Source organism: Klebsiella sp. FDAARGOS_511 (assembly GCF_003812845.1).
Taxonomy (GTDB): domain Bacteria; phylum Pseudomonadota; class Gammaproteobacteria; order Enterobacterales; family Enterobacteriaceae; genus Klebsiella; species Klebsiella grimontii.
The window spans coordinates 723,756-748,182 of the sequence record NZ_CP033824.1 but is presented as its reverse complement, the minus strand read 5'-3'; the positions used below and the strand labels follow the sequence as shown (position 1 = coordinate 748,182).

Annotated in this window: 22 protein-coding genes and 1 pseudogene; 12 read left to right on the top strand and 11 right to left on the bottom strand. The window is 59.7% G+C overall.

Going from position 1 to position 24,427, the window contains the following annotated elements; genetic code table 11:
- Positions 1-9: 9 nt before the first annotated feature.
- The 3 genes from EGY08_RS04855 to EGY08_RS04845 are packed head-to-tail and all read right to left on the bottom strand — an operon-like array spanning position 10 to position 3,192.
- Positions 10-732, bottom strand: a complete 723-nt coding sequence (locus EGY08_RS04855) for a DsbA family protein (protein WP_004131155.1) — start codon at positions 730-732, stop codon at positions 10-12.
- A 7-nt stretch (positions 733-739) separates the two neighbouring features.
- Positions 740-2,764 (bottom strand): protein-disulfide reductase DsbD family protein, encoded by a 2,025-nt coding sequence (locus EGY08_RS04850; RefSeq protein ID WP_123828285.1) that lies wholly within the window; start codon positions 2,762-2,764, stop codon positions 740-742.
- A 47-nt stretch (positions 2,765-2,811) separates the two neighbouring features.
- Positions 2,812-3,192, bottom strand: a complete 381-nt coding sequence (locus EGY08_RS04845) for a hypothetical protein (RefSeq protein ID WP_123829409.1) — start codon at positions 3,190-3,192, stop codon at positions 2,812-2,814.
- 888 nt (positions 3,193-4,080) lie between these two features.
- On the opposite strand from EGY08_RS04845, the gene leuO reads away from it, so the two are divergent.
- The 5 genes from leuO (at position 4,081) to EGY08_RS04810 (ending at position 9,925) form a co-directional block, all read left to right on the top strand.
- Complete coding sequence (gene leuO, locus EGY08_RS04830) at positions 4,081-5,028, top strand: transcriptional regulator LeuO (RefSeq protein ID WP_004131162.1); 948 nt, start codon at positions 4,081-4,083, stop codon at positions 5,026-5,028.
- Between the two features lie 515 nt (positions 5,029-5,543).
- Positions 5,544-6,020 (top strand): hypothetical protein, encoded by a 477-nt coding sequence (locus EGY08_RS04825; RefSeq protein ID WP_162626023.1) that lies wholly within the window; start codon positions 5,544-5,546, stop codon positions 6,018-6,020.
- Between the two features lie 261 nt (positions 6,021-6,281).
- On the top strand, positions 6,282-7,298 hold the full coding sequence (locus EGY08_RS04820; protein ID WP_123828284.1) for an iron ABC transporter substrate-binding protein: 1,017 nt from the start codon (positions 6,282-6,284) through the stop codon (positions 7,296-7,298).
- Between the two features lie 23 nt (positions 7,299-7,321).
- On the top strand, positions 7,322-8,896 hold the full coding sequence (locus tag EGY08_RS04815; RefSeq protein WP_004131173.1) for an ABC transporter permease: 1,575 nt from the start codon (positions 7,322-7,324) through the stop codon (positions 8,894-8,896).
- On the top strand, positions 8,897-9,925 hold the full coding sequence (locus EGY08_RS04810) for an ABC transporter ATP-binding protein (RefSeq protein ID WP_004131175.1): 1,029 nt from the start codon (positions 8,897-8,899) through the stop codon (positions 9,923-9,925).
- A gap of 10 nt (positions 9,926-9,935) precedes the next feature.
- On the opposite strand, the gene EGY08_RS04805 is transcribed toward EGY08_RS04810, so the two are convergent.
- Complete coding sequence (locus EGY08_RS04805) at positions 9,936-10,904, bottom strand: PDR/VanB family oxidoreductase (protein WP_004131177.1); 969 nt, start codon at positions 10,902-10,904, stop codon at positions 9,936-9,938.
- Between the two features lie 13 nt (positions 10,905-10,917).
- Positions 10,918-11,955: a molybdenum cofactor-independent xanthine hydroxylase subunit HpxD gene (gene hpxD, locus EGY08_RS04800; protein ID WP_004131179.1), complete on the bottom strand. Its 1,038-nt coding sequence runs from the start codon at positions 11,953-11,955 to the stop codon at positions 10,918-10,920.
- A gap of 125 nt (positions 11,956-12,080) precedes the next feature.
- Here hpxD and hpxR point away from each other — a divergent pair, with 125 nt between their 5' ends.
- Positions 12,081-13,019, top strand: a complete 939-nt coding sequence (gene hpxR, locus EGY08_RS04795) for a LysR family hpxDE operon transcriptional regulator HpxR (protein WP_123828283.1) — start codon at positions 12,081-12,083, stop codon at positions 13,017-13,019.
- A gap of 53 nt (positions 13,020-13,072) precedes the next feature.
- Here the strand turns inward: hpxR and hpxO are convergent, their stop codons facing one another.
- Positions 13,073-14,227: an FAD-dependent urate hydroxylase HpxO gene (gene hpxO / locus EGY08_RS04790; protein ID WP_004131182.1), complete on the bottom strand. Its 1,155-nt coding sequence runs from the start codon at positions 14,225-14,227 to the stop codon at positions 13,073-13,075.
- A gap of 346 nt (positions 14,228-14,573) precedes the next feature.
- Here hpxO and EGY08_RS04785 point away from each other — a divergent pair, with 346 nt between their 5' ends.
- From EGY08_RS04785 to uraH, 3 genes are read left to right on the top strand one after another with little or no spacing between them, the layout of a single operon-like run.
- The gene (locus tag EGY08_RS04785; protein WP_004131184.1) at positions 14,574-15,956 is read left to right on the top strand and encodes a nucleobase:cation symporter-2 family protein; all 1,383 of its coding nucleotides are present in this window, start codon (positions 14,574-14,576) and stop codon (positions 15,954-15,956) included.
- Complete coding sequence (uraD, locus tag EGY08_RS04780) at positions 15,934-16,434, top strand: 2-oxo-4-hydroxy-4-carboxy-5-ureidoimidazoline decarboxylase (RefSeq protein ID WP_049112143.1); 501 nt, start codon at positions 15,934-15,936, stop codon at positions 16,432-16,434. The genes EGY08_RS04785 and uraD overlap by 23 nt, the downstream gene beginning before the upstream one ends.
- Entirely contained in the window at positions 16,431-16,757 is a 327-nt protein-coding gene (uraH, locus tag EGY08_RS04775; protein ID WP_004131187.1) for a hydroxyisourate hydrolase, read from the top strand. Before uraD ends, uraH begins: the two co-directional genes overlap by 4 nt.
- A gap of 88 nt (positions 16,758-16,845) precedes the next feature.
- Here uraH and guaD read toward each other — a convergent pair whose 3' ends face one another.
- Both guaD and EGY08_RS04765 read right to left on the bottom strand, forming a co-directional pair.
- Complete coding sequence (gene guaD / locus EGY08_RS04770) at positions 16,846-18,165, bottom strand: guanine deaminase (protein WP_032742088.1); 1,320 nt, start codon at positions 18,163-18,165, stop codon at positions 16,846-16,848.
- A 109-nt stretch (positions 18,166-18,274) separates the two neighbouring features.
- Complete coding sequence (locus EGY08_RS04765) at positions 18,275-19,762, bottom strand: NCS1 family nucleobase:cation symporter-1 (protein WP_123828282.1); 1,488 nt, start codon at positions 19,760-19,762, stop codon at positions 18,275-18,277.
- Positions 19,763-19,906: 144 nt separating this feature from the next.
- On the opposite strand from EGY08_RS04765, the gene EGY08_RS04760 reads away from it, so the two are divergent.
- The 3 genes and pseudogenes from EGY08_RS04760 (at position 19,907) to puuE (ending at position 22,315) form a co-directional block, all read left to right on the top strand.
- Positions 19,907-20,623, top strand: coding sequence for a GntR family transcriptional regulator (locus tag EGY08_RS04760; RefSeq protein ID WP_024359599.1), 717 nt, complete (start codon positions 19,907-19,909; stop codon positions 20,621-20,623).
- Positions 20,623-21,342 (top strand): annotated as a pseudogene (gene hpxA / locus EGY08_RS04755) (allantoin racemase); the annotation flags it as partial. The gene EGY08_RS04760 and the pseudogene hpxA, both read left to right, overlap by 1 nt.
- A gap of 40 nt (positions 21,343-21,382) precedes the next feature.
- The gene (puuE, locus tag EGY08_RS04750) at positions 21,383-22,315 is read left to right on the top strand and encodes an allantoinase PuuE (protein WP_123828280.1); all 933 of its coding nucleotides are present in this window, start codon (positions 21,383-21,385) and stop codon (positions 22,313-22,315) included.
- A gap of 120 nt (positions 22,316-22,435) precedes the next feature.
- On the opposite strand, the gene hpxZ is transcribed toward puuE, so the two are convergent.
- From hpxZ to hpxX, 3 genes are read right to left on the bottom strand one after another with little or no spacing between them, the layout of a single operon-like run.
- Positions 22,436-22,822, bottom strand: coding sequence for an oxalurate catabolism protein HpxZ (gene hpxZ, locus EGY08_RS04745; RefSeq protein ID WP_004131200.1), 387 nt, complete (start codon positions 22,820-22,822; stop codon positions 22,436-22,438).
- Complete coding sequence (locus EGY08_RS04740; RefSeq protein ID WP_123828279.1) at positions 22,819-24,216, bottom strand: AtzE family amidohydrolase; 1,398 nt, start codon at positions 24,214-24,216, stop codon at positions 22,819-22,821. Before EGY08_RS04740 ends, hpxZ begins: the two co-directional genes overlap by 4 nt.
- On the bottom strand, positions 24,213-24,401 hold the full coding sequence (hpxX, locus tag EGY08_RS04735; RefSeq protein ID WP_004131209.1) for an oxalurate catabolism protein HpxX: 189 nt from the start codon (positions 24,399-24,401) through the stop codon (positions 24,213-24,215). The genes EGY08_RS04740 and hpxX overlap by 4 nt, the downstream gene beginning before the upstream one ends.
- Positions 24,402-24,427 lie beyond the last annotated feature (26 nt).

Below are 24,427 nucleotides of genomic sequence, written 5' to 3'. Positions count from 1 at the left end.
TGACGTGGGTTACTGTTTTTTCAGCGCGTCGCCGATTGTGGCATCAAATTGCTCCCAGGGGATCCAGCCTGAGAGCATCTCATCGCCGATAAGCGTGGCCGGCGTTCCCTGAATGCCAAGCTTTTCGGCGACAGCAAAGCTGCGCTTAATCGTCTCCAGGCTTTGCGCATCCGGCTGAGCCACAATGACTCCCGCCTTCTTCTTCGCCTGCTCAATGCTGGCACTGTCGTGATACCCCTTTTTCGCCATCAGGATATGGTTAAATTTAACAAACTGTGCAGGATGCGTGCGCCACAGGGTGAGCGCATCCCTGGCCGCGGTCATTGAGCTTTCGGAGCGCCAGGGCAGAAACTTAAAGATCACCGCAACATCCGGGTATTTTTCCACAATTTTCTCCAGATAGGGGTCAAACTTTTTACAATACGGGCAGTTATGATCGGTAAAGACGACCAGCGTCAGCTTCGGATTTTGCGCGCCGATTCGCGGTGAGTTGGGATCGTGAAAGAGAAAATCGCCGTCCTGCGACAGCACCTGCTTTAGCGATTCCTGCCCAGCCTGGGCATTCTGCCGATCGAGTTTTTCGGCCACGGCGATCAAAATTTCAGGATGGCCGATTAGCGTCTCCTGAACCAGTTCCTGCACGCGGGCCTCCTGCGCCGGCGTAAGGGGCGAAGACGCCACAGCCGTCAAAGATGCCGGGAGGAGAGCGAGGGTGAGCAGCGTTTTTTTCATCGTTAATTTAACCTTTGGCATGATTGAGGGCGTTGAGGACGGTTTGTTGATCGAGCAGCGGCGGCAGTATTTCTCCCTGCGGCTGGCCCGGACCGTAGACCTGGTTGAAGGGAATGGCGTAGCGATTTCGGCTCTGCAGGAAACGGGCGATCGGCTCAGAAGGCTTGCTCCAGTCGCCGCGCAGCGCCACGACATCGGGCTGAGCCAGCGCGCGGATGATCGCGGGCTGATTTAACACCCGGTGTTCATTCACTTTGCACGTTACGCACCAGTCGGCGGAGATATCGATAAACACCCGTTTGCCCTCAGCCCGCGCGCTGCGGATGGCCTCCTCGCTGAGGGGGTGCCAGCGAATTTGCTGAGCGTTAGCCTGCGACGACGAGATGGTGGAACCCTGCGCCAGCAGACCGCGAACCTGAAAACCGCCATACGCCGCCAGGACGATAACCACCAGCCAGAGGGCGGGAGTCGTTCGCTGATGGGCGACTAACAAGGCGATCAGGGCCGCTACGGTGAGAGCCAGCGCCATCATGCCGCTGGCGGTCTCGCCGAGGTGAACGCCGAGCAGCGTCGCCAGCCAGAAGCTGGAGGCCAGCATCATGACGCCAAGCGCCATTTTCAGGGTGTTCATCCAGCGGCCGGGGCGGGGGAGCAGGGCGGCGGTTTGCGGGAACAGGGCGACGAACAGCCACGGCGCAGCCATCCCCAGCCCGAGCACCATGAAAATCAGCCACAGCTCATGAAGCGGAGCGGCAAGCGCGAAAGCGACGGCCGTGCCCAGAAAGGGGGCCGAGCAGGGCGTTGCCAGCAGCGTGGCAAAAACGCCCTCGCAGAAACTCCCCGCTATCCCGGCGCCGCCGGCGGTCGCCATCCGGCTAACGGCAGTCGAGGGAAGCAGCATCTCGACTATCCCGAACAGATTCAGCGCGAAGAGAAAGGTGACGGCAACCATTACGCCGATAAACCAGGGATTCTGGAACTGGATCCCCCAGCCCAGTGAAGCGCCGGTGAGCTTGAGCATCGTCACCATCAGCGCCAGCAGGGCAAACGAGGTCAGGATGCCCGCGCTGGTGGCCAGAAAACGTAGCCGGACCGGGCCCCGATCTGCCCCAGCCTGCAGCACCGCGCTGAGCTTCATACCCATCACCGGCAACACGCAGGGCATCAGGTTAAGGATGACGCCGCCGAGCAGCGCGAAAAGCACTATTTTCCCGAGACTAACCGTCGCCGTTGGCGCGAGATCCGCACCAGTGATAAGGTTCATCTGCTGCGCTTTTTCGCCATTTGTCAGCACCAACGACAGCGCTTTTCCCGCCAGCGTGGCAGGTATTTCTCCCCATTCATCGGTGACCGGCACCGTCACCTTCAGGCGGTCGCCCTCGGCGCGTACGTCCGGATCGCCGGCCACAATCCCACCGTCCATCGGGTCAAAATAAATCCCGGGATTTTTCCATCCGCCGGTCGTGGTCGCGGTGATGACCAGCTGGCTACCGACAAGATGCGCGGCGAGATCGTTCGTCACCCCGTTATCCACCGGGACGGCGCGCATGGCCCGGGCAAAGGCTTCCCGGAACTCGCCGTCTGCGGGCTGATTGAAATCGAGACGCAGCCGATAGTCGGTCAGCAAACAGACGTTGCTGCAGGTCGACAGCGTGAGCGTGCCTTCCAGCACGTCGCCGGGCGCGGCGGCGATCGTTATCGGGATCGCTACCCGATCGTGATAGCCCTGGGTCGTCAGGCCGGAAATCTTGAATCTTGACGGGGCAGGCCAGTACCACCGCGCCCGTTCGCCGTTGTTCCAGATTATTTGCGGGGCGACGCCGCCTTCACCCGGCGAGCGCCAGTAGGTTTTCCAGCCGGAAGCCAGCTCAATAGAGAGCAGTCCGTCGATCCGATCTTTGCCTTTTTCCGCCTGAAAGCGGATCCGGGCGTGGTCGTTTTGCGGGGATGTCAGCCATCCTGTGTCCGCCCCGTGGGCAACGCCCGCGCAGGTCAGCGCCAGGAAGACGAAGCCCCTGAAGATATTCAGCATTTTTTTCTCCGTGAATTTAAAAAACTAATCGTCTGAGAACGATTTTTTCATTCACGGAAAACGCAGTTTTTGAGATGTATTCGCAGCGTGGGAGGCCGGACGGGATCGTCCCGGAAAACCACCGTACGGCCCGCGGCGAGCAGCTGAAGCAGGGCAAGGAATAAAATAACGGCCGGTAACGCGCCATCGAAGAAAAGCGGCTGCGCGCAGAGCAGGGATTTGGCGCTCAGTTGACAGGGCGAAGGCCCTTGCTCAGCCTCCTCTGAAGAGGGCTGCTTGGCCTGCGCGCTGAGAGCGCTGTCCTGCGCCTGGGCGCTGGCGTCCGCCAAAAAATGGTGCAGATAGGCCGCCCGCTGAACAAGGCAGAAAGCCATGACGAAGCAGGTCAGTATCAAAAACCATTTACCAGGGAGTCGACGGTTGCGCATAGGGTACCAGGACATTTCAGAACCCGGGGATCATAAACAATCCTTATCAATGCACAAGAGGCTGGCGTGTAAGGTTTTGTCTGCATCCTCAAAGGTGACCCGAATCGGCGGCGCAGAGAGGGGGGATCCAGATATTTCGTGCATTTATATTATTTACACCGCCCATTCAACGGGCTAGTATGCGCGTCGCTAATTGGTATCGGCACGCCACTGCTGAACTTTGCTGATTAGCACCTGACCGCCATTAGCTCATCTGGAAGAGCGAACGACATACGTTGTAGGGAACGGGGTTCGAGGCCTCGATGGCGGCCCAATATCGACTTAGTACGTTAACAGAGTGCTTCCCGCTTCCGCACAATTTTTATTTCGCCCAGCGCCCTGGTCTCCTCCCGGCTATTGCTGCTTATACGTGACTATTTCCTGTGAAATCATTTCTATTCTTTAGCCTCTGTGAGTCACAGAAGGTTATTATCCGGTTTTAGCCCCCCCTTTGCGGCAAAGGAATATCAGCGTCCTGCCTGCTTCTCGATTTAGCTAAGTCCAGTCGATTAATTTTAATGAGAATTTACTTATTAGGATTAAGTCGCGTATTTTTCAGAAATTTCATCACTTTTTATATGGTATTCTCCGTTGTTCAAGGAGTGAACGAAGGAAAAATGAATGCTTTACCGCTATGCCGTTTTCTCCAGAAAACATAATACGTTTCATATTCTTCTGCTGTTTACCATTTTGATAATAAGTTTCATACATTTGAGCGTGCTGCTGGAAACCGATAACACATGGCTGCTGGGGCCGATGGTGATTTATCTGCCCATTTTTTTCCTTTGGCGAAAAGTCTCAGTGTTACGCAGCAGAATCGCTGATTAATGTGCTGGTGGAGTTCCCTACATGAGTGAAAATACAACATCTAAGCCAACCTCTGAACCGAAAGTCCTGCAGCCGGTATTGCGGAAAGTCGACCTCAACCTGCTGACCATTTTTGATACTGTCATGCAGGAACAAAGCCTAACCAAAGCGGCGCAAACGCTGGGCATGTCTCAGCCTGCGGTCAGCAGCGCGGTCTCTCGCCTGAAGGTGCTGTTTAAGGATGAACTGTTTGTCCGCAACGGCCGCGGCATTAAACCGACAGAGCGCGCCTTTCAACTCTTTAGCTCGGTTCGACGCGCGCTATCGCTGGTGCAAAATGAGCTACCGGATACGCTTTTCGATCCGCTGGACTGCGAACGTCTCTACAACCTTTGCGTCTGTAGCCCGCTGGATAACTATCTGACGCCGCTTATTTTTAACAAAATAAGTGAGATTGCGCCCAGGGTCAGTCTGTCCTTTAAATCTTCGCTAAGTCAGCAGGTGACAAATCAGCTGCGCTATCAGGAGGTGGAATTTGTACTCGATTACAACAAATTCAATCATCCGGAATTTACCAGTATCCCGCTGTTCCATGACCGGATGGTGCTGGTGGCCAGACGCAACCATCCGCGTATCGCATCGCCGCTGAGCGAGGAGGATATTTATCGCGAGCAGCACGCCACCGTCGCGCTGGATCGCTACGCCTCCTTCAGCTATCCCTGGTATAGCTCTGAAGAGCAGCGGGCGTGCGTCGCTTTTCACGGTAATGCGATGGTCAGCGTGTTGAGCGTCGTGTCGCAAACCAATATGGTGGCTATCGCGCCGGAATGGCTGGCGAAAGAGTTTGAAGAGCAGTTTGCGCTACAGCTGCTGCCTCTGCCTTTAGACATGGACAGCCGTACCTGCTATCTTTCGTGGCATGAAACGGCGGGCCAGGAGAGAAGCCACCGCTGGATGGCGGAACTGTTGATAAAAATTTGCCAGCGCTAAACAGACCTGAAGAAATGCCTGGTAAGACGCCAGGTATTTTATTATTAACGCTCAACTCCTCCTCTGAAAACTATTTAAGCTACCTCGCTTTACTCTTGTTCATCAGACAATGATGACCGGATGAAATACGCTGTATTACTAAAATTAACCCGCCAGAATTTCATTAAAATATCTCTTTGCAGAAAATCGCGCATTTGTCCGGCAGAGCCAACCGGCGGTTTCTATACCCAATAGATGTCGAGTTGCTTCGAGGCGGCAAGGGAGTGACAAATTCGTCGGGGACGAATTTGATCAGCCGAAGGCTGGCCTCCGGTGAGAGGCAGGAGCCTCTCATTAATCCCCAGGAGCTTACTCAAGTAAGTGACTGGGGTGAACTAACGTAGCCAACAAAGAAGCAACTTGAAAGACGACGGGTATATACTCTTATTATCCAGCCGGGCCGACGCCTGAATCAGGGGATGATGTTGATGCGCAGAAAAATGATGAAGCCTGCGGTGGCCGCCGCCGCCCTGTTGATGTCTTCTACGGCCCTACGAGCGGATGAAATCAATCTTTATTCGGTGAATACCGGCTCCTGGATTTACCATCTGTCGAACAACCACGGGCAGTACACCGAAGGCTTTGACAACCAGTTTGCCTCCGTTGAGCGCAAGTTCTCCGAAGATTCTCAGTACAGCCTGCTGGCCGGAACGATGAAAAACAGCTTTGACGATCGCTGCATCGCGCTGGGGGTACGCCGCGACTGGGCCTCGCTGGGCAACGGCTGGGTATTTAAGGGAATTTATGGCTACGTTGGCGAGTTTTTCTTCTCGGCCTTTGAGCACTGCGGCGACCATGGTTCTTACAAGGATTTTAAAGATGCGACCGGCATTGGCTTTTCTCCCTATATTTACCATGGTTTTCAGTACAACTTTACCGATTATTTCGGCGTGGAAAGCGGAATTATTCTTCCTGCCGTCTTTGTGGTGAGCGTGCAGTGGAGTTTTCGCTAACGCAGTGGCGAAAACCCGCCCGCAGTGGGGTTTTGAAGGCAGTGTAAAATAAACTTAAGCTGTCTTAAGGTTATTTTAATGTTCATCGCGGCAGCTATTTTTTTATAGCATTTTCCTCGCCTGTTGCCGCCCGCGCGCAGTATATTTCTCTTTTTTAATTAGATGGTAATTGTTTGCATTATCATTCACATTTCTCTGTGATTTAATCCTTGCCGGCCGGCTGCCAGTTACCTTTTGCCCACCTCTATTAAGGATTAGCGTATGCGTTTTCGTCTGGTGTCTTATTGCTCCGCTGCATTGATGGCTTCTTCCGCGTTTATTGCTCCGCAGGCGTTGGCGGCGGCCAGCAGCGACGGGATTGTGGTCTACAACGCGCAGCATGAAAATCTGGTTAAGTCCTGGGTTGACGGTTTTACCAAAGAGACGGGAATTAAAGTGACGCTGCGGAACGGCGGCGATAGTGAGCTGGGGAATCAGCTGGTGCAGGAGGGGACGGCATCTCCGGCGGATGTCTTTCTGACCGAAAACTCCCCGGCGATGGTGCTGGTGGATAACGCGAAGCTGTTTGCGCCGCTGGCGGCCGAGACCCTTCAGCAGGTCGCCTCGCAGTACCGCCCTGAGCACGGCCGCTGGATAGGCATTGCCGCTCGCAGCACCGTATTCGTCTACAATCCGGCGAAAATCAGCGAAGCGCAGCTGCCGAAGTCGCTGATGGACCTGGCGCAACCGCAGTGGAAAGGGCGCTGGGCCGCTTCGCCATCCGGCGCGGATTTCCAGGCCATCGTCAGCGCGATGCTGGCGCTGAAAGGCGAGCAGGCCACCCTGGCGTGGCTTAAAGCGATGAAAACCAATTTTGTGGCCTACAAGGGCAACAGCACGGTGATGAAAGCGGTGAATGCCGGTCAGATTGATGGCGGCGTTATCTATCATTACTACCGCTTTGTCGATCAGGCGAAAACCGGCGAGAACAGCAAAAATACCCGTCTCCACTATTTTAAAAACCAGGATCCTGGCGCCTTTGTCAGCATTTCCGGCGGCGGCGTTCTGGCCTCCAGCAAACATCAGGAACAGGCTCAGGCCTTTATCAAGTGGATCACCGGCAAGCAGGGGCAGGATGAGCTGCGCACCAACAACGCCTTTGAATATGCCGTTGGCGTTAACGCCGCATCCAACCCGAAGCTGACGCCGCTGCAGGCGTTAGAGGCGCCGAAAGTTGAACCGTCTTCGCTGAACAGCAAAAAAGTGGTCGATTTGATGACCCAGGCTGGCCTGCTGTAATCGTCCGTTAAAGTGAATACGCTATGTCTTCTCTGAGTTTCGCGCTCGGAAAAAAAGCCCAACGCCTGCCCGAGCGCAGGCGTCCTGCTTTTCCGATGATCGCGTTAGCCGTTCTGTTTTCTCTACTGGCGCTCTTGCCGCCGGGTTTTGTTATTGCCGTAGGGGTCGATACCGGCTGGGAGACAATCCAGGCGCTGGTCTTTCGCCCCCGCGTCGCCGAGCTGTTGAGCAACACCCTGTGGCTTATCGCGCTGACGGTACCGCTGTGCATTGTGCTGGGCGTTGGCCTGGCCTGGCTGACGGAGCGTACGCTGCTGGCGGGGCGGCGAGTCTGGTCGGTGCTGGCGGTTGCGCCGCTGGCGATCCCGGCCTTTGTACAAAGCTACGCCTGGGTCAGCGCGGTGCCGGCAATGCACGGCCTGTCTGCCGGGGTTTTTCTCTCGCTGTTGGCCTATTACCCGTTTATCTATATGCCGGTTGCCGCCGTTCTGCGGCGGCTGGACCCGACGTTGGAAGATGTTGCCGCTTCATTAGGTACGCCGCCGTGGCGGATCTTTTTCCGCGTGGTTTTGCCGCAGCTCAGGCTGGCGATATGCGGCGGAGCGCTGCTGGTGGCGCTGCATCTGCTGGCGGAGTTCGGCCTCTTCGCGATGGTCCGTTTCGATACTTTTACCACCGCTATCTATGATCAGTTCCAGTCAACCTTCAGCGGCCCGGCGGCAAATATGCTGGGCGGGGTGCTGGCGCTTTGCTGCCTGGCCATTTTGCTGCTGGAAGGAGCATCGCGGGGGAAGGCGCGCTATGCCCGCATCGGTTCGGGCGCCGCGCGCGAACAGCAGCGGCAGCCGCTGAGTCGGCTGGCGGCGATCCCTCTCCAGCTCGCGCTGCTGACGCTGGTGATGCTGGCGCTGGGGATACCGCTGATGGTGCTTTGCCGCTGGCTCTGGCTGGGCGGCGTGGAAAACTGGATGAGCGCCGACCTGTGGCTCTCTCTGCGGCAAACGCTGCTGCTCGGCGCGGTGGGCGCGCTCCTTACCACCGCCTGCGCAATTCCCATCGCCTGGCTGGGCGTTCGCTATCCGCAGCCTCTTTTTCGTCTGCTGGAAGGGTGTAACTACATGACCAGCTCGCTGCCCGGCATCGTGACGGCGCTGGCGCTGGTGACGGTCACCATTCACTACGCGCGCCCCATCTATCAGACCGAGGTCACGCTGCTGCTCGCCTGGCTGCTGATGTTTATGCCCCGGGCGCTGGTTAACCTGCGGGCCGGGATCGCGCAGGCCCCCGTCGAGCTGGAAAACGTCGCCCGCAGTTTAGGCCGCAGCCCCGGCCGGGCGCTGTGGAGTGTCACCATGCGGCTGGCGGCGCCGGGCGCGGCGGCGGGGGCGGCGCTGGTGTTTCTCGGCATCACCAATGAATTGACCGCCACGCTGCTGCTCTCTCCGCTCGGCACCCGCACGCTGTCAACCGGCTTCTGGGCGTTGACCAGCGAAATTGATTATGTCGCCGCCGCCCCTTACGCGATGCTGATGATTCTGCTTTCGCTGCCGCTGACCGGCATTCTCTATATTCAGTCGAAAAAAATCGCAGGCCTGTAAATGCTTGAACTCTCCTCAATCTCAAAATCTTTTGCCGGTACGCGGGTGCTCGAAAACCTCAATCTGACGGTGGCCGCAGGCAGCCGCACGGCGATTGTCGGCCCCTCCGGCTCCGGTAAAACCACGTTGCTGCGGATCCTGGCGGGTTTCGAAACGCCGGATAGCGGGCGGATTGTTATGCAGGGGCGCACGCTGTTTGCGCAGGGGACATTTATTCCCGCCCACCTGCGCGGGGTGGGCTACGTGCCGCAGGAGGGCGCGCTGTTCCCCCATCTGAACGTCGCGGACAATATCGCCTGGGGGCTCGATGGCAGTCGCCAGGAGAAATACCAGCAGGTGGCGGCGCTAATGGAGAGGGTCTCGCTGGACAGTCAGTTGGCGAACCACTGGCCGCACGAAATTTCCGGCGGTCAGCAGCAGCGCGTGGCCCTGGCGCGCGCGCTGGCACAGCGGCCCGCGCTGATGTTGCTGGATGAACCTTTTTCCGCCCTCGATACCGGACTGCGCGCGGCTACGCGTAAAGCCACCGCTGATTTACTGGCGCAGGCCGGTATCGCGTCGATTCTGGTCACCCACGATCAGAATGAAGCGCTCTCCTTTGCCAGCCAGGTCGCGGTGATGCGTCAGGGGCGCTTTGCCCAGGTTGGTACGCCGTATGAGGTCTACAGTCACCCGGTTGATGAAGAGACCGCGCTTTTTCTCGGCGATGCGCTGGTGCTGCCCGCCGAACTGCGCGGCGGCCGAGCGCGCTGCGCGATAGGCGAAGTCTTAACCGACAATCCGCAGGCCGTCGGCCAGGGAAGGGTGATGCTGCGCCCCGAGCAGCTGGTTATTTCTCCCTGCCGGGCGGATGACCCGCAGCTTACCGTACGCGATGTGGACTTTAGCGGCCATCTCTCCACGTTAACCCTGACGCTGCCCGGCCAGCGCGAGCCGCTGCTCGTTAAAACCGTCAGCCGGCAGTTATGGCGGCCGGGGGCAGCGGTACGTATTGAGGTGGTGGGCGAGGCGCGAGTTTTCGCCCGCTAGCGGCGCCGGGCTATAAATCAATGCACAGATTCGCCGACCGGCTGCGCGAGCAGCACAGGGCGATCTGCTGCGCGCTGGCGGATTTCTCCGCCTCCGACTGTACGGTGTCGCGATGATCGACAACCCCTTCGATAACCGGCGTCAGGCAGGCGCCGCAAATCCCCATCTCGCAGGAGAGCGGGACGGCGACGCCGTTTTCCTGGAGCACCTGGGCGATGGTTTTATGCGGGGGCACCGGCCACCGCTCTCCCGAGGACGCAAGCGTCACGTTAAAGGTTTCTCCCTCCCCAGCGCCGGCTGGCGCAGCGGTGGGCTGAAAGGCTTCGCTATGGATCTGCGTTTCCGCCCAGCCCCGTTCCATGGCCGCCCGACGCGCGGCGACCATAAATCCCTCAGGTCCACAGAGATAAATCGGATATCCGCTATGCGTCTTGTTCAGCGCGGCGGCTAAATGTTGCCGGGCGCTGTCTCCTTCGCAAGAGCTGTGAATCACCACGCTTTCGGCGCTGAATCGCCGCTGCAGTTCGCGGACAAACGCCCCCTGCGCGCGGTTTTTCAGGTAATAGTGCAGGGTAAACGGCACGCCTTCCGCCTTAAGCCTAAGCGCCATCGCGTACAGCGGCGTAATGCCGATCCCGGCCGCCAGCAGCGTCACCCGTTCCGCCGTACGTAAAGGAAACAGATTGCGCGGGGGAGAAATCAACAGCGTCTGGCCGGGGCGCAGCTGCTGGTGGATATAGCGCGAGCCGCCGCGAGATGCTTTCTCCAGCGCCACGCAGATCAGGTAGCCGTCGTCAGGATCGTCCGGGCCGGTCAAGGAATACTGGCGGATAATGCCGCACGGCAGATGTACGTCAATATGCGCGCCGGGCTGCCAGGCGGGGAGCGGTCGGCCGTCCTGCGCCACCAGCCTGACGGCGAGGCTCTGGCTACCCTGGCGCCAGATGCCGTCAACGATAACCTCTACTACATCGCTCATGATGGCTCTCCACTTAAACGAGGAAAAAGTCGCCGAAGCCCATTTTTTTCAGCCCGCGGCGGTAGGCGATGGAGCTGCGATCGGCGGGGATATGCGCTTCGAGCGTTAAATCCAGCGGCAGTCTCTCCGGGCGCTGGGTCTCCACCATCAGGCGATCTTCCTCAAAGACGCGCAGGTTAAAGGCGTGAACATCCTCTACCGGCACGTGCAGATCGAAATTACGCGCGATGGGCGCGAACATCCGGGTGATCCGTGAAGAAACCGGCGAGGCGGCGTTCATAATCACCAGCCGGGCCTCCCCGGGAAAATGAATCGTCAGGGTGGCGGTAAACGGCAGATGCATCTCGAAATGGCGCAGCCACTGAAAGCCTTCCGGCGCGCGAAACTCGGAGCTGGCGGGATAGTTGCCGACCGAACTCCAGTAATCGGCGATAAAACCAAACGGCGTCTCCTGCGGGGTGTAGTTTGGCACCACCTGGTTATCCGGGTCGGCGAAGGTATCGGTGTGGATCCAGGCGAAATGGGCGACGTCCAGAAAGCCCTCGACCTGGCGGCCCGCAAAGCCGTTGACCTCAAAGGCCGGGCAGTTGATTTGCTGAAAGCCGTCGTCGTGCCAGTGCGGCATCACCGGCAGCGGCATCGGGTTCTCCGGGTCGAAGGCCATGCAGGTCCAGATCAGGCCATAGCGTTCCTCAACCGCAAAGCTGGTGAGGTTGAGCTTCGCCGGTACCGGCTGGTCGGGGCTGGACGGGATACGGTTACAGCGGCCATCTTCGCCGAAGCGCAGGCCGTGGTACGGGCAGACGATCCCTTCTTCGTCGTGAAAACCGAGCGTCAGCGGCACGCCGCGGTGGGGACAGACGTCGCGAGCGACCACCACCTGGCCCTTGATACGATAGATAACCAGCTGTTCATCAAGCAGGGTGGCTTTTACCGGCGCGGGGCCGATATCGCAGGCGCGGGCGACGGGATGCCAGCATTTCGCCAGGCGCAGCCAGTCCTCGGGCTCAAAGGTGCAATGGGCGGGCGGGGTGGGTTGTGGTTTGTTCATGGCTTCTCTTCCTGCTCACAAAAACATTTGTTTAATTGTTGTGAGTTTATTGTTGCCATATTAGGGTGTTGACATCCATCAGCAAGAATTCACCCAGCCGTTGCAAAAAAGAGAACAGGTTACCGATGAGCCCATTTTCACGTTTCGCTATCTATTTTGCCGAAGTTGCCCGCAGCGGCAGCCTGCGGCGAGCGGCGGAAAAGCTGCATATTTCCGCTTCGGCCATCAACCGGCAAATTTTGCAGGCGGAAGAGGCCTTTGGCACGCCGCTGTTTGAGCGCCTGCCGGAAGGGCTGCGCATGACCACCGCCGGGGAGCTGCTGTACGACAATCTGCTGCGCTGGCAAAAGGAGTTTCATCTGACGCGGCAAAAGTTTGATGAGCTGCAGGGGCTGAAGCGCGGCAGCGTTAGTCTTGGCATGGTGCAGGCGCTGGCGGAAGGGAGCTTTGCCGGCGCGCTGGCGGACATTATCGCCAGCTGGCAGTGGCTGGAGCTGAATCTGCAGGTGGCGGATAGCCATACCATCAGCCAGAAGGTGCGGCAGGCGGATCTCGATTTCGGCCTGATTCTGGATCCTGAAGGCCAGGCGGGGCTGAGCGTGCTGGCCTTTGCCGAGCTGGAGATGGGCGCGGTAATGCGCCCGGATCATCCTCAGGCGCAGGCCGCGATGCTGTCGCCAGGGGAGCTAAGCGAGGAGCGGCATATTGTCCCCGGCGCGCCGCTGATCGTCCATGATCGGGTCGCGATGCTTTATCGCCATTATGATTTTGCTCCGGCCAACAGTATTAGCTGTAACGATATCCGGCTGATCAAATCGCTGGTGCTGAAAGGCGGCGGCGTGACGATTCTCAGCCGTCTGGACGTGCTGGAAGAGGTGAAGCTCGGGCAGCTGGCGTTTGTCCCGCTACGCAACAAGCTGCTGCGCCCGCTCACCCTGGCCCTGTGCGCCGCGCCGTCGCGCCAGCTCTCCCGCCCGGCGCAGATGGCGATCCAGAAGCTGACCGCCGTGATGGAGGAGATGCAGGCCGGGGCAGCGGGTTCACTACCATCTGTTGGCCGATAGCCCGGCTAAGGCGTTTACGCCGCGAGCCGGGAAGGGCGCCGATGCCAACATTTTTACCCCAGCGGGCCGCCCTGAATGGTTTCGCACAGGCCGTTGATAATCCGCTCTCCGGTCTCGGTTTCCAGCTCTTGATACCAGGCTTGCGTCAGCGCCATATCTTTACCATGGGTCACATCGCAGCGTTTCCGCGCCTTCAGCACCAGGTCGCGGACCCGATCGCAGCGCAGCGCTTCGTACTGGCGCAATACCTCGGCGATGTCGCGGCTCTCGCGGAACAGGTCTCCCAGCACCACCGCATCCTCCAGCGCCGCGCAGCCGCCCTGGCCGATATCCGGCGTGGTGCTGTGCCCGGCATCGCCCAGCAGCGCTACCTTGCCGCGAACCAGCCGCGCAAAAGGTTCAATATCATGGATTTCAATACGGTTGGTGGTCTGCGGATCGAGGGCGGCGATCAGCTTCTGCACCTGCGGCGCCCAGCCGCTAAAGTAGCGGCTGAGATCCGCCCGTAGCGTGCTGCGATCCTCGGCCAGCCCTGCCGGCAGCGGAACATCAAAGAAAAAGTAAAACCGGCCATCGGAGACCGGCATCAGCGACACCCGTTTCCCCTCGCCGACGAAAGTGGTCCACTGGTTGCCCGGCGCAATCGCTTCATCAATCTCTACCAGACCGTTCCAGTTAACGTAACCAGCGTAGCGGCGCTCAGGGGTATAGCCGAGCACGTAAGGACGCAACGCCGAATGGCTACCGTCGGCGGCAATCAGAAAATCTCCCTCTGCCATCGATCCGTCGGTAAACCAGACGCGAACGCCGTCGGCGTGTTCTTCGCAGCGGGTGACGCGTTTACCAAACTGCACGGCGTCGCGTCCCCAGAAGGCGAGCATCTCGCGCTGCAGTTCAGCGCGGGAAACCGGACAGGGGCGGCCGCCGGTACGCTCTACCAGCGGAGCGAGGCTGAACTGGGTCAGATCCTCCCCGCGCAGATAATCCTTATAAGCGAGAAAATGCATCGGCCCGCCGTAGTTCTCGATAATATCGCCCATACCTAAATGCTTCATGCACTTCACGCCGTTCGGCCAGATGGAGATGGCCGCGCCCACCGGTTTGATTTCTTTCACCGCTTCAAAGACTTCGCAATGGATACCTGCATTTTTTAACCCCACCGCCGCGCTCAGGCCGCCGATTCCGCCGCCGATAACTAATGCTTTCATTTGCTTCTCCTTTACATACGTCGTGATTGGCTTGAGCAATTTGCGTACCACTTTGGCGCAGGCGCGGATTTCGCCGATTCGGCCTCCCCGCCATCGTGCGGTTGCACAGTCGTGGTGCGTGATGGGGGTTTTGTTGCCTTTTTATGAATCAATAATTTCTATATTGGGAATGTAGAATCTAAAGTTTCATTACGGTGGCCAGCCTGGGCGCACAGGTGTTAACCCGGTAGATGATTTATCTCTTTGTAAAACAGAGGAAAAATTAAATGTTGCGCAAGTGTGAGCGAATTTGGCCTGTTTTGTGCACCCGTTCCCGCACGCTTATTCGCAACGGGATGAAACGACCATGTCAGATGAAAAAAACGGCGGCTTACTGTACGGCCTCGAGCAGCGGATACCGCCGCTTCCGGCTTTTTTTAGCGCTTTACAGCACGTACTCGCCGGGCTGGTGGGCATTATCACCCCACCGCTGATTATCGGCGCGGCGCTGGGGCTGGGGGAGTGGCTGCCCTATTTGATCAGCATGTCCCTGCTGGCCTCCGGCATTGGCACCTTTTTGCAATCCAACCGCGTTTGGGGGATCGGTGCGGGCATGATCTGTATGCAGGGCACTAGCTTTGCGTTCCTCGGCGTCGCCATTGCCGGCGGTATGTGGGTAAAAGGGCAGGGTGGTACGCCGCAGGATATTATGGCCATGCTGTTTGGCGTCAACTTCGTCGCCGCGCTGGTACCATGCCTCGTCAGCCGCTTTATTGAACCGCTGAAGCGCATTTTTACTCCGGTGATTACCGGTAGCGTGATAGCGCTGATCGGCATTAGCCTGATTAAAGTCAGCGTCATTAACTGGTGCGGCGGCGAGCAGGCGAAAGCATTTGCCAGCATGAGCAATATCGCCCTCGGCGCGGGCACACTCGGGACCATCGTCCTGCTAAGCTGCGCGAAAAACCGCTGGCTGCGCCTCTCTTCAGTGGTGGTGGGGATTGCCGTCGGCTGCGCGGCGGCGGCGCTGAGCGGATCGTTCCAGCTTAAAGGCGTCGGCGATGTCTGGTTCCGCTTGCCGCAGCTGTTTCCGTTTGGTTTTCAGTTTAACAGCGCGATTTTTCTGCCGATTGCGCTGGTGTCGCTGGTCTGCATTCTTGAGGCGGTGGGGGATCTGACGGCTAACTGCCTGATCTCTCAGCAGTCGATAGATGACGAGGCCTTCCGTTCCCGGCTGAAAGGCGGCATTCTTGCCGATGGCATAAGCTGCATGGTGGCGGCGATGCTGTGCGCGTTCCCCAATACCACCTTTGCGCAAAACAACGGCGTGATTCAGATGACCGGCGTCGCCAGCCGCTACGTTGGCCGCTACATTGGGGTGATTTTGATTTTGCTGGGACTGTTTCCGCCGTTCGGCGAGATACTGCGCCAGATCCCGGCGCCGGTGCTGGGCGGCGCGACGATGGTGATGTTTGGCTGCGTTGTGGCGGCAGGGATCCGCATTATCACCCAGAAACCGCTGACCCGCCGCGATATGCTGATCGTTGGCCTGGCCTTCGGTTTTGGTCTTGGCATTGAGGCAGTCCCGGCGTTTCTGACCCACTTCCCGCCGATCGTGGGTAACCTGTTCGGCTCTGCGGCGACCAGCGGCGGGCTGGTGGCGATTGTCCTGAATCTGATTATTCCGGAAGAGAAACCGGCCGCGGCGGCGGCCACAAGGAGCACCGATGATCGCGCTGAATCACTTTAACCAACTGAGCGGCGAAGAGGCCGTTTCCCTGCTGGCGCCCTGCGTTGCCGTTGCTGGTTGGGCGGCGGCGCTCGCCGCCGGCCGGCCCTGGCGTAGCCGCGCTGATTTGCTCAGCGCCGCCGAGCGGCTGATGGCGGCGTGGGGCGAAGCGGAGCTGACCGAGGCGCTAAGCGCCCATCCGCGTATCGGCGAAAAGCCCGCCGGGTCTCAGGCGCACGCGGCGCTCTCGCGTCAGGAGCAGGGAAGCGTTGATGAGCGCGATGCTGCGCTGGCGCTGGCGCTGAAAGAGGGCAACGCCCGCTACGAAGCGCGATTTGGCCGGATTTTTTTGATTCGCGCGAAAGGGCGCAGCGGGGATGAAATCTTAGCGGCGCTGTCGCGTCGCCTGCAAAACAGCGATCGCGCAGAAGTTCAGGATGCGTTAGCGCAGCTGCGCGAAATCACCTTATTAAGACTGGAAGGAGCAATTGGCGAATGAGTACCTTAAGCACCCATATTCTGGATATCTCTACCGGCCGACCGGCGCAGGGCGTGAAGGTTGTGCTGGAGCGCGAAGGCGCGCTGATTGCCCGCGGGACTACCGATGAGAACGGCCGCATTGGCGAACTCGGCGCCGGACCGCTGGCGATGGGGCGTTACCGGTTGAGTGCGGAAATTGGCGAGTGGTTTACCGCCAGCGGGCGCGAGACGCTCTACCTGAGCGCGCAGATTGATTTCGCCATCCGCGAAGCGGCTGGCGGGCACTATCACTTACCGTTTTTAATCGCTCCCGGCGGCTGGTCCACCTATCGCGGCAGCTAAATTTCCCAGGAGGCGGCGCCGCGCGTTCAATGTCATTTGTCCTCTGGTAGCCCGGGTAAGGCGCTTGCGCCGCGACCCGGGAAAGGGACTACTGCGCAGCTGCATCCCCCCACACGCGCTCGCCGTTTACCCACGTCTCGCTGATATTGCGTTCATCGCCCAGGGTCATCAGCACGAACAGCTGCTCATAGATATCCTTGCAGCGCCCGCTGCGTAAGCGCTGCAGCGGCGTGACCGCCGGGTCGATAACCACAAAATCGGCCTCTTTGCCGGGTTGGAAATTGCCAATCTTCTCATCCAGGCGCAGAGCGCGCGCGCCGCCAAGGGTCGCATGGTAGAAGGCTTCACTGGCGCGAAGGCGATAGCTTTGCAGCTGGCTGACCTTATACGCCTCGCCGAGGGTGCGCAGCATACTGAAGGTGGTGCCCGCGCCAACATCGCTACCGATGCCCATGCGCACCTTGTTCTGCCAGCAGACCGGTAAACGAAACAGCCCGCTGCCGAGGAACAGGTTCGACGTTGGGCAAAAGGCCAGCGCTGAACCGGTTTCGTGCAGGCACTGCCACTCGGCGTCCGCAAGGTGAATGCCGTGGGCAAACACGCTGCGCTCGCCGGTCAACCGATAGTGATGGTAGACGTCGAGATAGTGCTCATGCTCTGGCCACAGGCTTTTTACCCACGCCACTTCGTTGAGGTTTTCGCTCAGATGGGTGTGCAGCCAGGTATCGGGAAATTCTTCCCGTAGCTGCCGCACCGCCGCCAGTAGCTCCGGCGTCGAGGTCGGCGCGAAGCGCGGCGTAATGGCGTAGCCGAGGCGGCCGCGCTGGTGCCAGCGTTCAATCAGTTCGCGGGTTTGCCGGTAGCTCTGCTCCGCGCTTTCGCTCAGATAATCGGGCGCGTGGCGATCCATCATGACCTTCCCGGCGAGCAGGCGCATATTCAGGCGCAGCGCTTCGTTAAACAGGGCATCCACCGATTCCGGATGCAGTGTACAAAAAACCAGCGCGGTGGTGGTGCCGTGGCTCAGCAGCTGGTTGACAAAAAATTGCGCGATCTCGGCGGCGTAGTCGGCATCGGCAAACTGGCTCTCCACCGGAAAGGTATAGGTGGTGAGCCACTCCAGCAGCTGCTCGCCAAATGCGCCAATCATCTCGGTTTGCGGATAGTGGACGTGGGCATCGACAAACCCCGGCAGCAGCAGCTTACCGCGCAGGTCGCGATAGCCCTTCTGCGGGTGCAGGTACCTTTCGCCCTCCTGCCATGGCAGGAGCGCCTGAACGCGTCCGTCGCGAAGAAACAGCACGCCATCCTCCAGATAGCGCGCATGGCGGGCGATATCGTCAGCGCTCTCGGCAACGGCGGCGATATCGAAAAATGCGCCGCGAACTGCGGCATGGTAGTCAAACATCATAGCTGCCCTGTGGGTTAGCGAAAGGATAGGTTGATTCAGCAAGAATAATGCCAGTTTGCGCAGGCGAAGAGCCGCCGCGACGTGACGCCGCGGCGGGGGGACGGGGTTACTCTTTCTGGGCGAGGGCGCTGAAACCGGCCGTCGCGCCGACGGGCTCGTCGCGGGCAATCCAGCGGTAGGCCACGCCGCTCAAGAAGACGCCAATAAACCAGCTAAAGTTGGCCACTTCGTGCAGGGCCGGAATAAAGCTGATGACCAGACCAATAGCGACGGAGGGTATCAGGGCGGCGATCGCTTTCGGGTTAAAGCCGTTGCGGTACCAGTACTGGCCCTTTGGCGTGTCGTCAAACAGGTCGTTGACGGAAACTTTACCGCGCTTAATGATGTAAAAATCCACAATCAGGATGCCGAACAGCGGGCCGATAAACGCCCCCAGCACATCAAGGGTGTAGTGGATAAGCTCCGGCGAATTAAACAGGTTCCACGGCGTCAGCAGAATAGACCCCACGGCGGCAATCATCCCGCCGGTGCGGAAGCTGATTTTCTGCGGCGAGCAGTTCGAGAAATCGAACGCCGGGGAGACAAAGTTGGCCACGATATTAATCCCGATGGTGGCGGTGATCATGGTCAGCAGGCCAATGGCGACCGCCAGGTCGTTGCCCACGCGGCTCACGGTCTCAATCGGGTCGGTGATCATGCGGCCAAACAGCGACTGCGTGCCGGAGACAATCACCACGGTCACGATGGAGAACAGCAGGAAGTTAAACGGCAGGCCCCAGCGGTTGCCGCGGCGGATATCACCCATGCTTTTGCCGTAGCGCGAGAAATCGCCAAAGTTGAGCAGCGGGCCGGAGAAGTAGGAGACCACCAGCGCGGTGGCGGTGATCATCTGCCAGGTCTGCTCCCCGGCGCTCAGCGACTTACTGGCGAGGGTGAAGGAGATCCCGTCAAAACCGGTTTTGTATACAATCCAGCCCGCCAGCGCCAGCATCACCACGTAGACCGCCGGGCCGGCGATATCGATAAAGCGCTTGATGGCGTTCATTCCGTGCCAGAACACCATCGCCTGCAGCAGCCACATGGTGGCGAAGCAGAGCCAGCCCAGATGCGACAGGCCGAGGACGCTGGATGCTGTGAGCGTCGATAGCGATGGCCAGAACTTCAGTAGCACTAGCATCAGCGCGTTGGCGGCGAGATAGGTCTGAATGCCGTACCACGCGAAGGCGATAAGCCCGCGGATCACCGCCGGGATATTGGCCCCAAACACGCCAAACGCCTGACGACAAATGACTGCGTAGGGCACGCCCGCCATCTGGCTGGGCTTCGCCACCAGGTTGGCGCACAGTTGAACGATGCAAATCCCCACCAGCAGGCACAGCAGCACCTGCCAGCTCGCCAGCCCGAGCGTAAAGAAGCTCGCCGCCACCACGTAGCCCCCCATGCTGTGCACGTCCGACATCCAAAAAGAAAAGATGTTGTACCAGCTCCAGTTCTGGTCGCGCGTCGGCGCCAGATCCTCATTGCAAAGTCGCGGACTGTATCCAGCGTGGGGATCAGCGGCCTTAACCTGATGCGTATTTTGTTGATTTGGCATGAAACCTGCTCCTGTAAATGAACACCCGTTTAAATGGATTGCTGAGGCTGTTGCAGGATTTAGGCCAAAGTAGTTATTTTTGTATGCAAGAATTAAATTTTATGTATACGATCCGATATCAAAAAGCAAAAACCGGAGTGGTGAATGAGCAACCAACATCGTCTGCAGGCCGCGCCAGAACTGCAGGATAAAGACGAATCCATCTATCAGGCGCTGATGACCGCGATCGTCGAGCATCAGCTGCCGCCGGGGAGCAAACTGCCGGAGGAGGCCCTGGCGGAAGTGTTCGGCGTAAGCCGTACCGGGATCAGAAAGGTGCTGCAACGACTCGCGACAGTGCAAATGGTCGCCCTGACGCCCAAACGCGGTGCACAGGTCGCCAGCCCGACGGTAGAAGAGGCGCAAGAGATCTTCCGCACCCGCGCGCTGCTGGAGGTGGCCAACCTGCCGGATGTGCTGGCCCGCTGTCAGCCGCCGCACCTCGCGGCGCTGGAGGCCATTATCCGTGAGGAGCAGCAGGCCCATGAACGCTATGACGGCCCGGCGGCGATCCGCTACTCCGCCGAGTTTCATATTCAGCTGCAGGCGATCTCCGGCAATCAGGTGCTCACCGAGATGGTGACCCGCCTGAGCCAGCGCTCTTCATTAGTTATCGCAGCGTGGGGATCGCCGTGGCGTCAGGGCTGCCGCTGCGACGATCACGAACGGCTTGTCCAACTGCTGCGCGACAAGGCGCTGCAGCCGCTGAGCGATGCGTTAAGTCACCATTTTGAACATATCGTCGCCAGCCTTTGCTTTGAGCGTTCTGGCGTGACCCTACCTGATTTTGCCCGGCTGTTTGCCGGTTATAAGGAGCCGTAATGGCCGCTGTTTGTATACAAGTCATCAACCCCAACACCAGCCTGGCCATGACGGAAACCATCGGCGCCGCCGCGCGGGCGGTCGCCGCGCCGGGAACCGAGATTCTGGCGGTCTGCCCCCGCGAAGGCGTCCCATCGATAGAGGGCCACTTTGATGAAGCCATCGCCGCCGTGGGCGTGCTGGAGCTGATCAACGCCGGTCGTCAACAGGGGGTCGACGGGCACGTGATCGCCTGTTTTGGCGACCCCGGTCTGCTGGCGGCGCGCGAGCTGGCGCAGGGGCCGGTGGTGGGCATTGCCGAAGCGGCGATGCATATGGCGACGCTGGTGGCCACCCGTTTCTCCATTGTGACCACGCTGCCGCGCACTCTGATCATCGCCCGTCATCTGCTGCATCAGTATGGTTTTCATGACCACTGCGCGGCCCTGCACGCCATTGATTTACCGGTGCTGGCGCTGGAGGACGGCAGCGGTGTGGCGCAGGAGAAGGTACGCGCGCGCTGTATTCAGGCGCTAAAAGAGGACGGCTGCGGGGCCATCGTGCTGGGCTGCGGTGGGATGGCGACGCTGGCCCAGGAGCTGACTCGTGAGCTGCGCGTACCGGTGATCGATGGCGTCAGCGCGGCGGTCAAAATGGTTGAGTCACTGGTGGCCTTAGGCCTGTCGACCAGCAAGCACGGCGATTTAGCTTTTCCCGAAACCAAGGCGTTGAGCGGCAAATTTCAGGCATTAACCCCGTTTTAAATTAAAGAGGTGGCAGATGGCATTTTTGACAGAAGATTACCCGCGCGACCTGCGCGGCTACGGCGGACAGCCGCCGCACGCCCGGTGGCCGAACAACGCGCGCATCGCTGTGCAGTTTGTGCTGAACTACGAAGAGGGCTCGGAAAACCACGTGCTGCACGGCGATGCCGGTTCTGAACAGTTTCTGTCCGATATTATCGGCGCCGCCAGCTACCCTGACCGGCATATGTCTATGGACTCTTTGTATGAGTACGGCAGCCGCGCCGGTTTCTGGCGCATCCATAATGAGTTCAGCAAGCGGGGACTGCCGCTGACCGTGTTCGGCGTCGCCATGGCGCTGGCGCGTCATCCCGGGGTGGTCGAGGCGATTAAGTCGGCGAACTATGACGTGGTCAGCCACGGCTGGCGTTGGATCCATTACCAGAATATGCCCGTCGAGCAGGAACGGGAGCATCTCAATAAAGCCGTTCAGGTGTTAACCGATCTGTTTGGCAAGCCGCCCACCGGCTGGTATACCGGGCGCGATAGTCCTCAGACCCGCCAGTTGGTGGTGGAGCACGGCGGTTTTGATTACGACAGCGATTATTATGGCGACGACCTGCCGTTCTGGAGCGAGGTGGCGTGCGGCGACGGGACGCGTAAGCCGCACCTGATCGTGCCTTATACCCTCGATGCCAACGATATGCGCTTTGCCACCGCCCAGGGGTTTAATACCGCCGAGCAGTTTTACACCTATCTGAAAGACAGCTTCGATGTGCTGTATGAAGAGGGGGCCAGCGCGCCGAAGATGATGTCCATCGGTATGCACTGCCGCCTGCTGGGACGACCGGGCCGCTTTCGCGCGCTGCAGCGTTTCCTCGATTATGTGCAGCAGCACGACCGGGTCTGGGTCTGCACCCGTCAGCAGATCGCCGAACACTGGCGCGAGGTTCATCCGTTTAGAGGGTAAAATCGTTCCCCGGGTCGCGCCGCAAGCGGCTTACCCGGGGTACTGGCCTGCAGGCGCGAGTTAACCCGTAGCCCGGGTAAGCGCAGCGCAACCCGGGGGATACCGGGAAAGGCGCGGGGCTTAACTCATCAAACTGACCTGGGCGGCGACGATGCGCCAGCCGAAGGGGAAACGCACCCAGGTTTGCTGCTGGCGGCCAATGCGTTCGCTGCCATCGCGGGTAAATTCGGTGCTGCACACCGCGTAATCCTCGCCGAAGGTGGTGATGGTGGTATGCCGCAGCTCGCGCTGCAGGCCGGCGGCAGGACGGGCGGCGCGAAAGGCGCGGATTTCGTCGATACCGTAGAGATTTTCGCCAGCCCCCAGCCGCACCGTGCGCTTGTCGTGCCAGAACAGCTCATCCAGCACCGCGATATTGTTGCTGACCAGCGCTTCCTCATAGCGGTAAAACGCCGCCGTGACCTCGGCGAGGATCCGCGGGCGATTAATATGCTCTTGCGTCATCATGCTGCTATCTCCAGGGGGCGGGCGTCGGTCACGCCCGTCTCTTCCAGCGCCCGCGCGACCCGCAGACAGGCTTGTTCATTAAAAGGCGCGGCAATCAGCTGCAGGCCGATCGGCTGCCCGCTCGCCGTGCGCAGCGGTACGGTGACCACCGGTAGACCAAGGAAGGAGATGGGCTGGGTCAGCATCCCCATACTGGCGCGGATCGGCAGCGGCTGGCCGTTGATCTCCATGGTCTGCGCGCCGATGAGCGTCGCGCTGCACGGCGTGGCCGGGGCGATCAGCACATCCGCATGGGCGAACAAGGCTTTAAACGCCTGCTGCGCGTGGCGGCGGAAGCGCTGGGCCTGAAGATACCAGGCCGACGGGATCATCGCGCCCGCCAGCAGGCGCTCGCGTGAGTTCGGCTCAAAACGTTCGGGCTGGCTACGCAGCGCGGGCAGGTACTGGTTGCCGCCCTCGGCGGCGCTGAGAATAAACGCCGCCGAGCGGGCCAGCTCCGCCTCCGGGAAGATCAGCTCCTCATGCGCCGCCAGCGCCCCGGCGACGCGAGCGACGGCCGCACGGGCGTCGTTATCGCACCACGTTGTAAAATAACCGCCGAGGGTGGCGCAGCGCAGGCCTTCGAGCCCGCGCGACAGCAGATTCGCCGTGCGCTCGCTGGCCTTGTCGGCCTGAAAACCATCGCCCGGATCGCGACCCTGCAGGGCATCGTAAACCGCGGAAAGGTCGCTGACGCAGCGGGCAAACGGACCGATATGGTCGAGGCTGGCGACGAAAGGATGGCTCCCGGAACGCGACAAGCGGCCAAAGGTCGGCTTCAGGCCGAAGATCCCGCACAGCGATGCCGGGACGCGAATGGATCCGTTGGTGTCGCTTCCCAGCGAAAAATGCACCAGCCCGGCGGCCACCGCTGCCGCCGACCCGCCCGAGGAACCCCCGGCGATCCGCAAGAGATCGTGCGGATTACGCGTCGCCCCGTAGTGGCTGTTTTCGGTGGTAAACCCGTAGGCGTAGGCATCCATATTCAGCATCCCGGAGAGCAGCGCGCCCGCGCTGTGCAGCTGGCGCACCGCCCAGCTGTCGGCAACGGCGGCGGGGCGATCGCTCAGCAGCTGGGCCCCGGCAAGGGTCGTGTGTCCGGCGACATCGAAAAGATTTTTCACCGCATAGGGAACGCCTGCCAGCGCGGGCAGGGGCTTTTTTTCCCGCCGCAAGGTATCGATATTCTCCGCCTCAGCGAGCATGCGTTTTTCGCTGACGTGGGTCCAGGCGTTGATCTGCGGGTTAACCCGCGCGATGTTCTCCAGGGTGTGGCGGGCGATCTCTTTGGCGCTGAGTTCGCCGCTGGCCAGCGCGCGCTGGATTTCGTGAATCGTCATTTCAGGCAGCTTCATGCTTTATAAACTCCGGCGATTTCGACGCGATCGTCGAGGGGAAAGGCCAGCAGCGGCCCGGCCATGGCGGCAATGCGGCTAAACTGCACCCTGAGCTCTGCGCGCCGCGCATCGTCCAGCTCCAGCGCCAACAGCTGTTCCATTTGCGTGAGGTAAGCGTCCCATTCGTTGTGCGGTGTGTTCATCATCAGCTCCTAATATCCGGCGGCGG

Coding starts and splice junctions, on each gene's coding strand:
- hpxZ (WP_004131200.1), bottom strand. CDS start 22,822: ATGATGACGCAAGAGCATATTAATCGCCCGCGGATCCTCGCCGAGGTC.
- guaD (WP_032742088.1), bottom strand. CDS start 18,165: ATGTTTGACTACCATGCCGCAGTTCGCGGCGCATTTTTCGATATCGCC.
- EGY08_RS04815 (WP_004131173.1), top strand. CDS start 7,322: ATGTCTTCTCTGAGTTTCGCGCTCGGAAAAAAAGCCCAACGCCTGCCC.
- EGY08_RS04785 (WP_004131184.1), top strand. CDS start 14,574: ATGTCAGATGAAAAAAACGGCGGCTTACTGTACGGCCTCGAGCAGCGG.
- EGY08_RS04855 (WP_004131155.1), bottom strand. CDS start 732: ATGAAAAAAACGCTGCTCACCCTCGCTCTCCTCCCGGCATCTTTGACG.
- uraD (WP_049112143.1), top strand. CDS start 15,934: ATGATCGCGCTGAATCACTTTAACCAACTGAGCGGCGAAGAGGCCGTT.
- EGY08_RS04850 (WP_123828285.1), bottom strand. CDS start 2,764: ATGCTGAATATCTTCAGGGGCTTCGTCTTCCTGGCGCTGACCTGCGCG.
- EGY08_RS04810 (WP_004131175.1), top strand. CDS start 8,897: ATGCTTGAACTCTCCTCAATCTCAAAATCTTTTGCCGGTACGCGGGTG.
- uraH (WP_004131187.1), top strand. CDS start 16,431: ATGAGTACCTTAAGCACCCATATTCTGGATATCTCTACCGGCCGACCG.
- EGY08_RS04760 (WP_024359599.1), top strand. CDS start 19,907: ATGAGCAACCAACATCGTCTGCAGGCCGCGCCAGAACTGCAGGATAAA.
- EGY08_RS04845 (WP_123829409.1), bottom strand. CDS start 3,192: ATGCGCAACCGTCGACTCCCTGGTAAATGGTTTTTGATACTGACCTGC.
- EGY08_RS04825 (WP_162626023.1), top strand. CDS start 5,544: ATGTCTTCTACGGCCCTACGAGCGGATGAAATCAATCTTTATTCGGTG.
- EGY08_RS04805 (WP_004131177.1), bottom strand. CDS start 10,904: ATGAGCGATGTAGTAGAGGTTATCGTTGACGGCATCTGGCGCCAGGGT.
- hpxR (WP_123828283.1), top strand. CDS start 12,081: ATGAGCCCATTTTCACGTTTCGCTATCTATTTTGCCGAAGTTGCCCGC.
- hpxX (WP_004131209.1), bottom strand. CDS start 24,401: ATGAACACACCGCACAACGAATGGGACGCTTACCTCACGCAAATGGAA.
- hpxO (WP_004131182.1), bottom strand. CDS start 14,227: ATGAAAGCATTAGTTATCGGCGGCGGAATCGGCGGCCTGAGCGCGGCG.
- EGY08_RS04740 (WP_123828279.1), bottom strand. CDS start 24,216: ATGAAGCTGCCTGAAATGACGATTCACGAAATCCAGCGCGCGCTGGCC.
- EGY08_RS04765 (WP_123828282.1), bottom strand. CDS start 19,762: ATGCCAAATCAACAAAATACGCATCAGGTTAAGGCCGCTGATCCCCAC.
- puuE (WP_123828280.1), top strand. CDS start 21,383: ATGGCATTTTTGACAGAAGATTACCCGCGCGACCTGCGCGGCTACGGC.
- leuO (WP_004131162.1), top strand. CDS start 4,081: ATGAGTGAAAATACAACATCTAAGCCAACCTCTGAACCGAAAGTCCTG.
- EGY08_RS04820 (WP_123828284.1), top strand. CDS start 6,282: ATGCGTTTTCGTCTGGTGTCTTATTGCTCCGCTGCATTGATGGCTTCT.
- hpxD (WP_004131179.1), bottom strand. CDS start 11,955: ATGAACAAACCACAACCCACCCCGCCCGCCCATTGCACCTTTGAGCCC.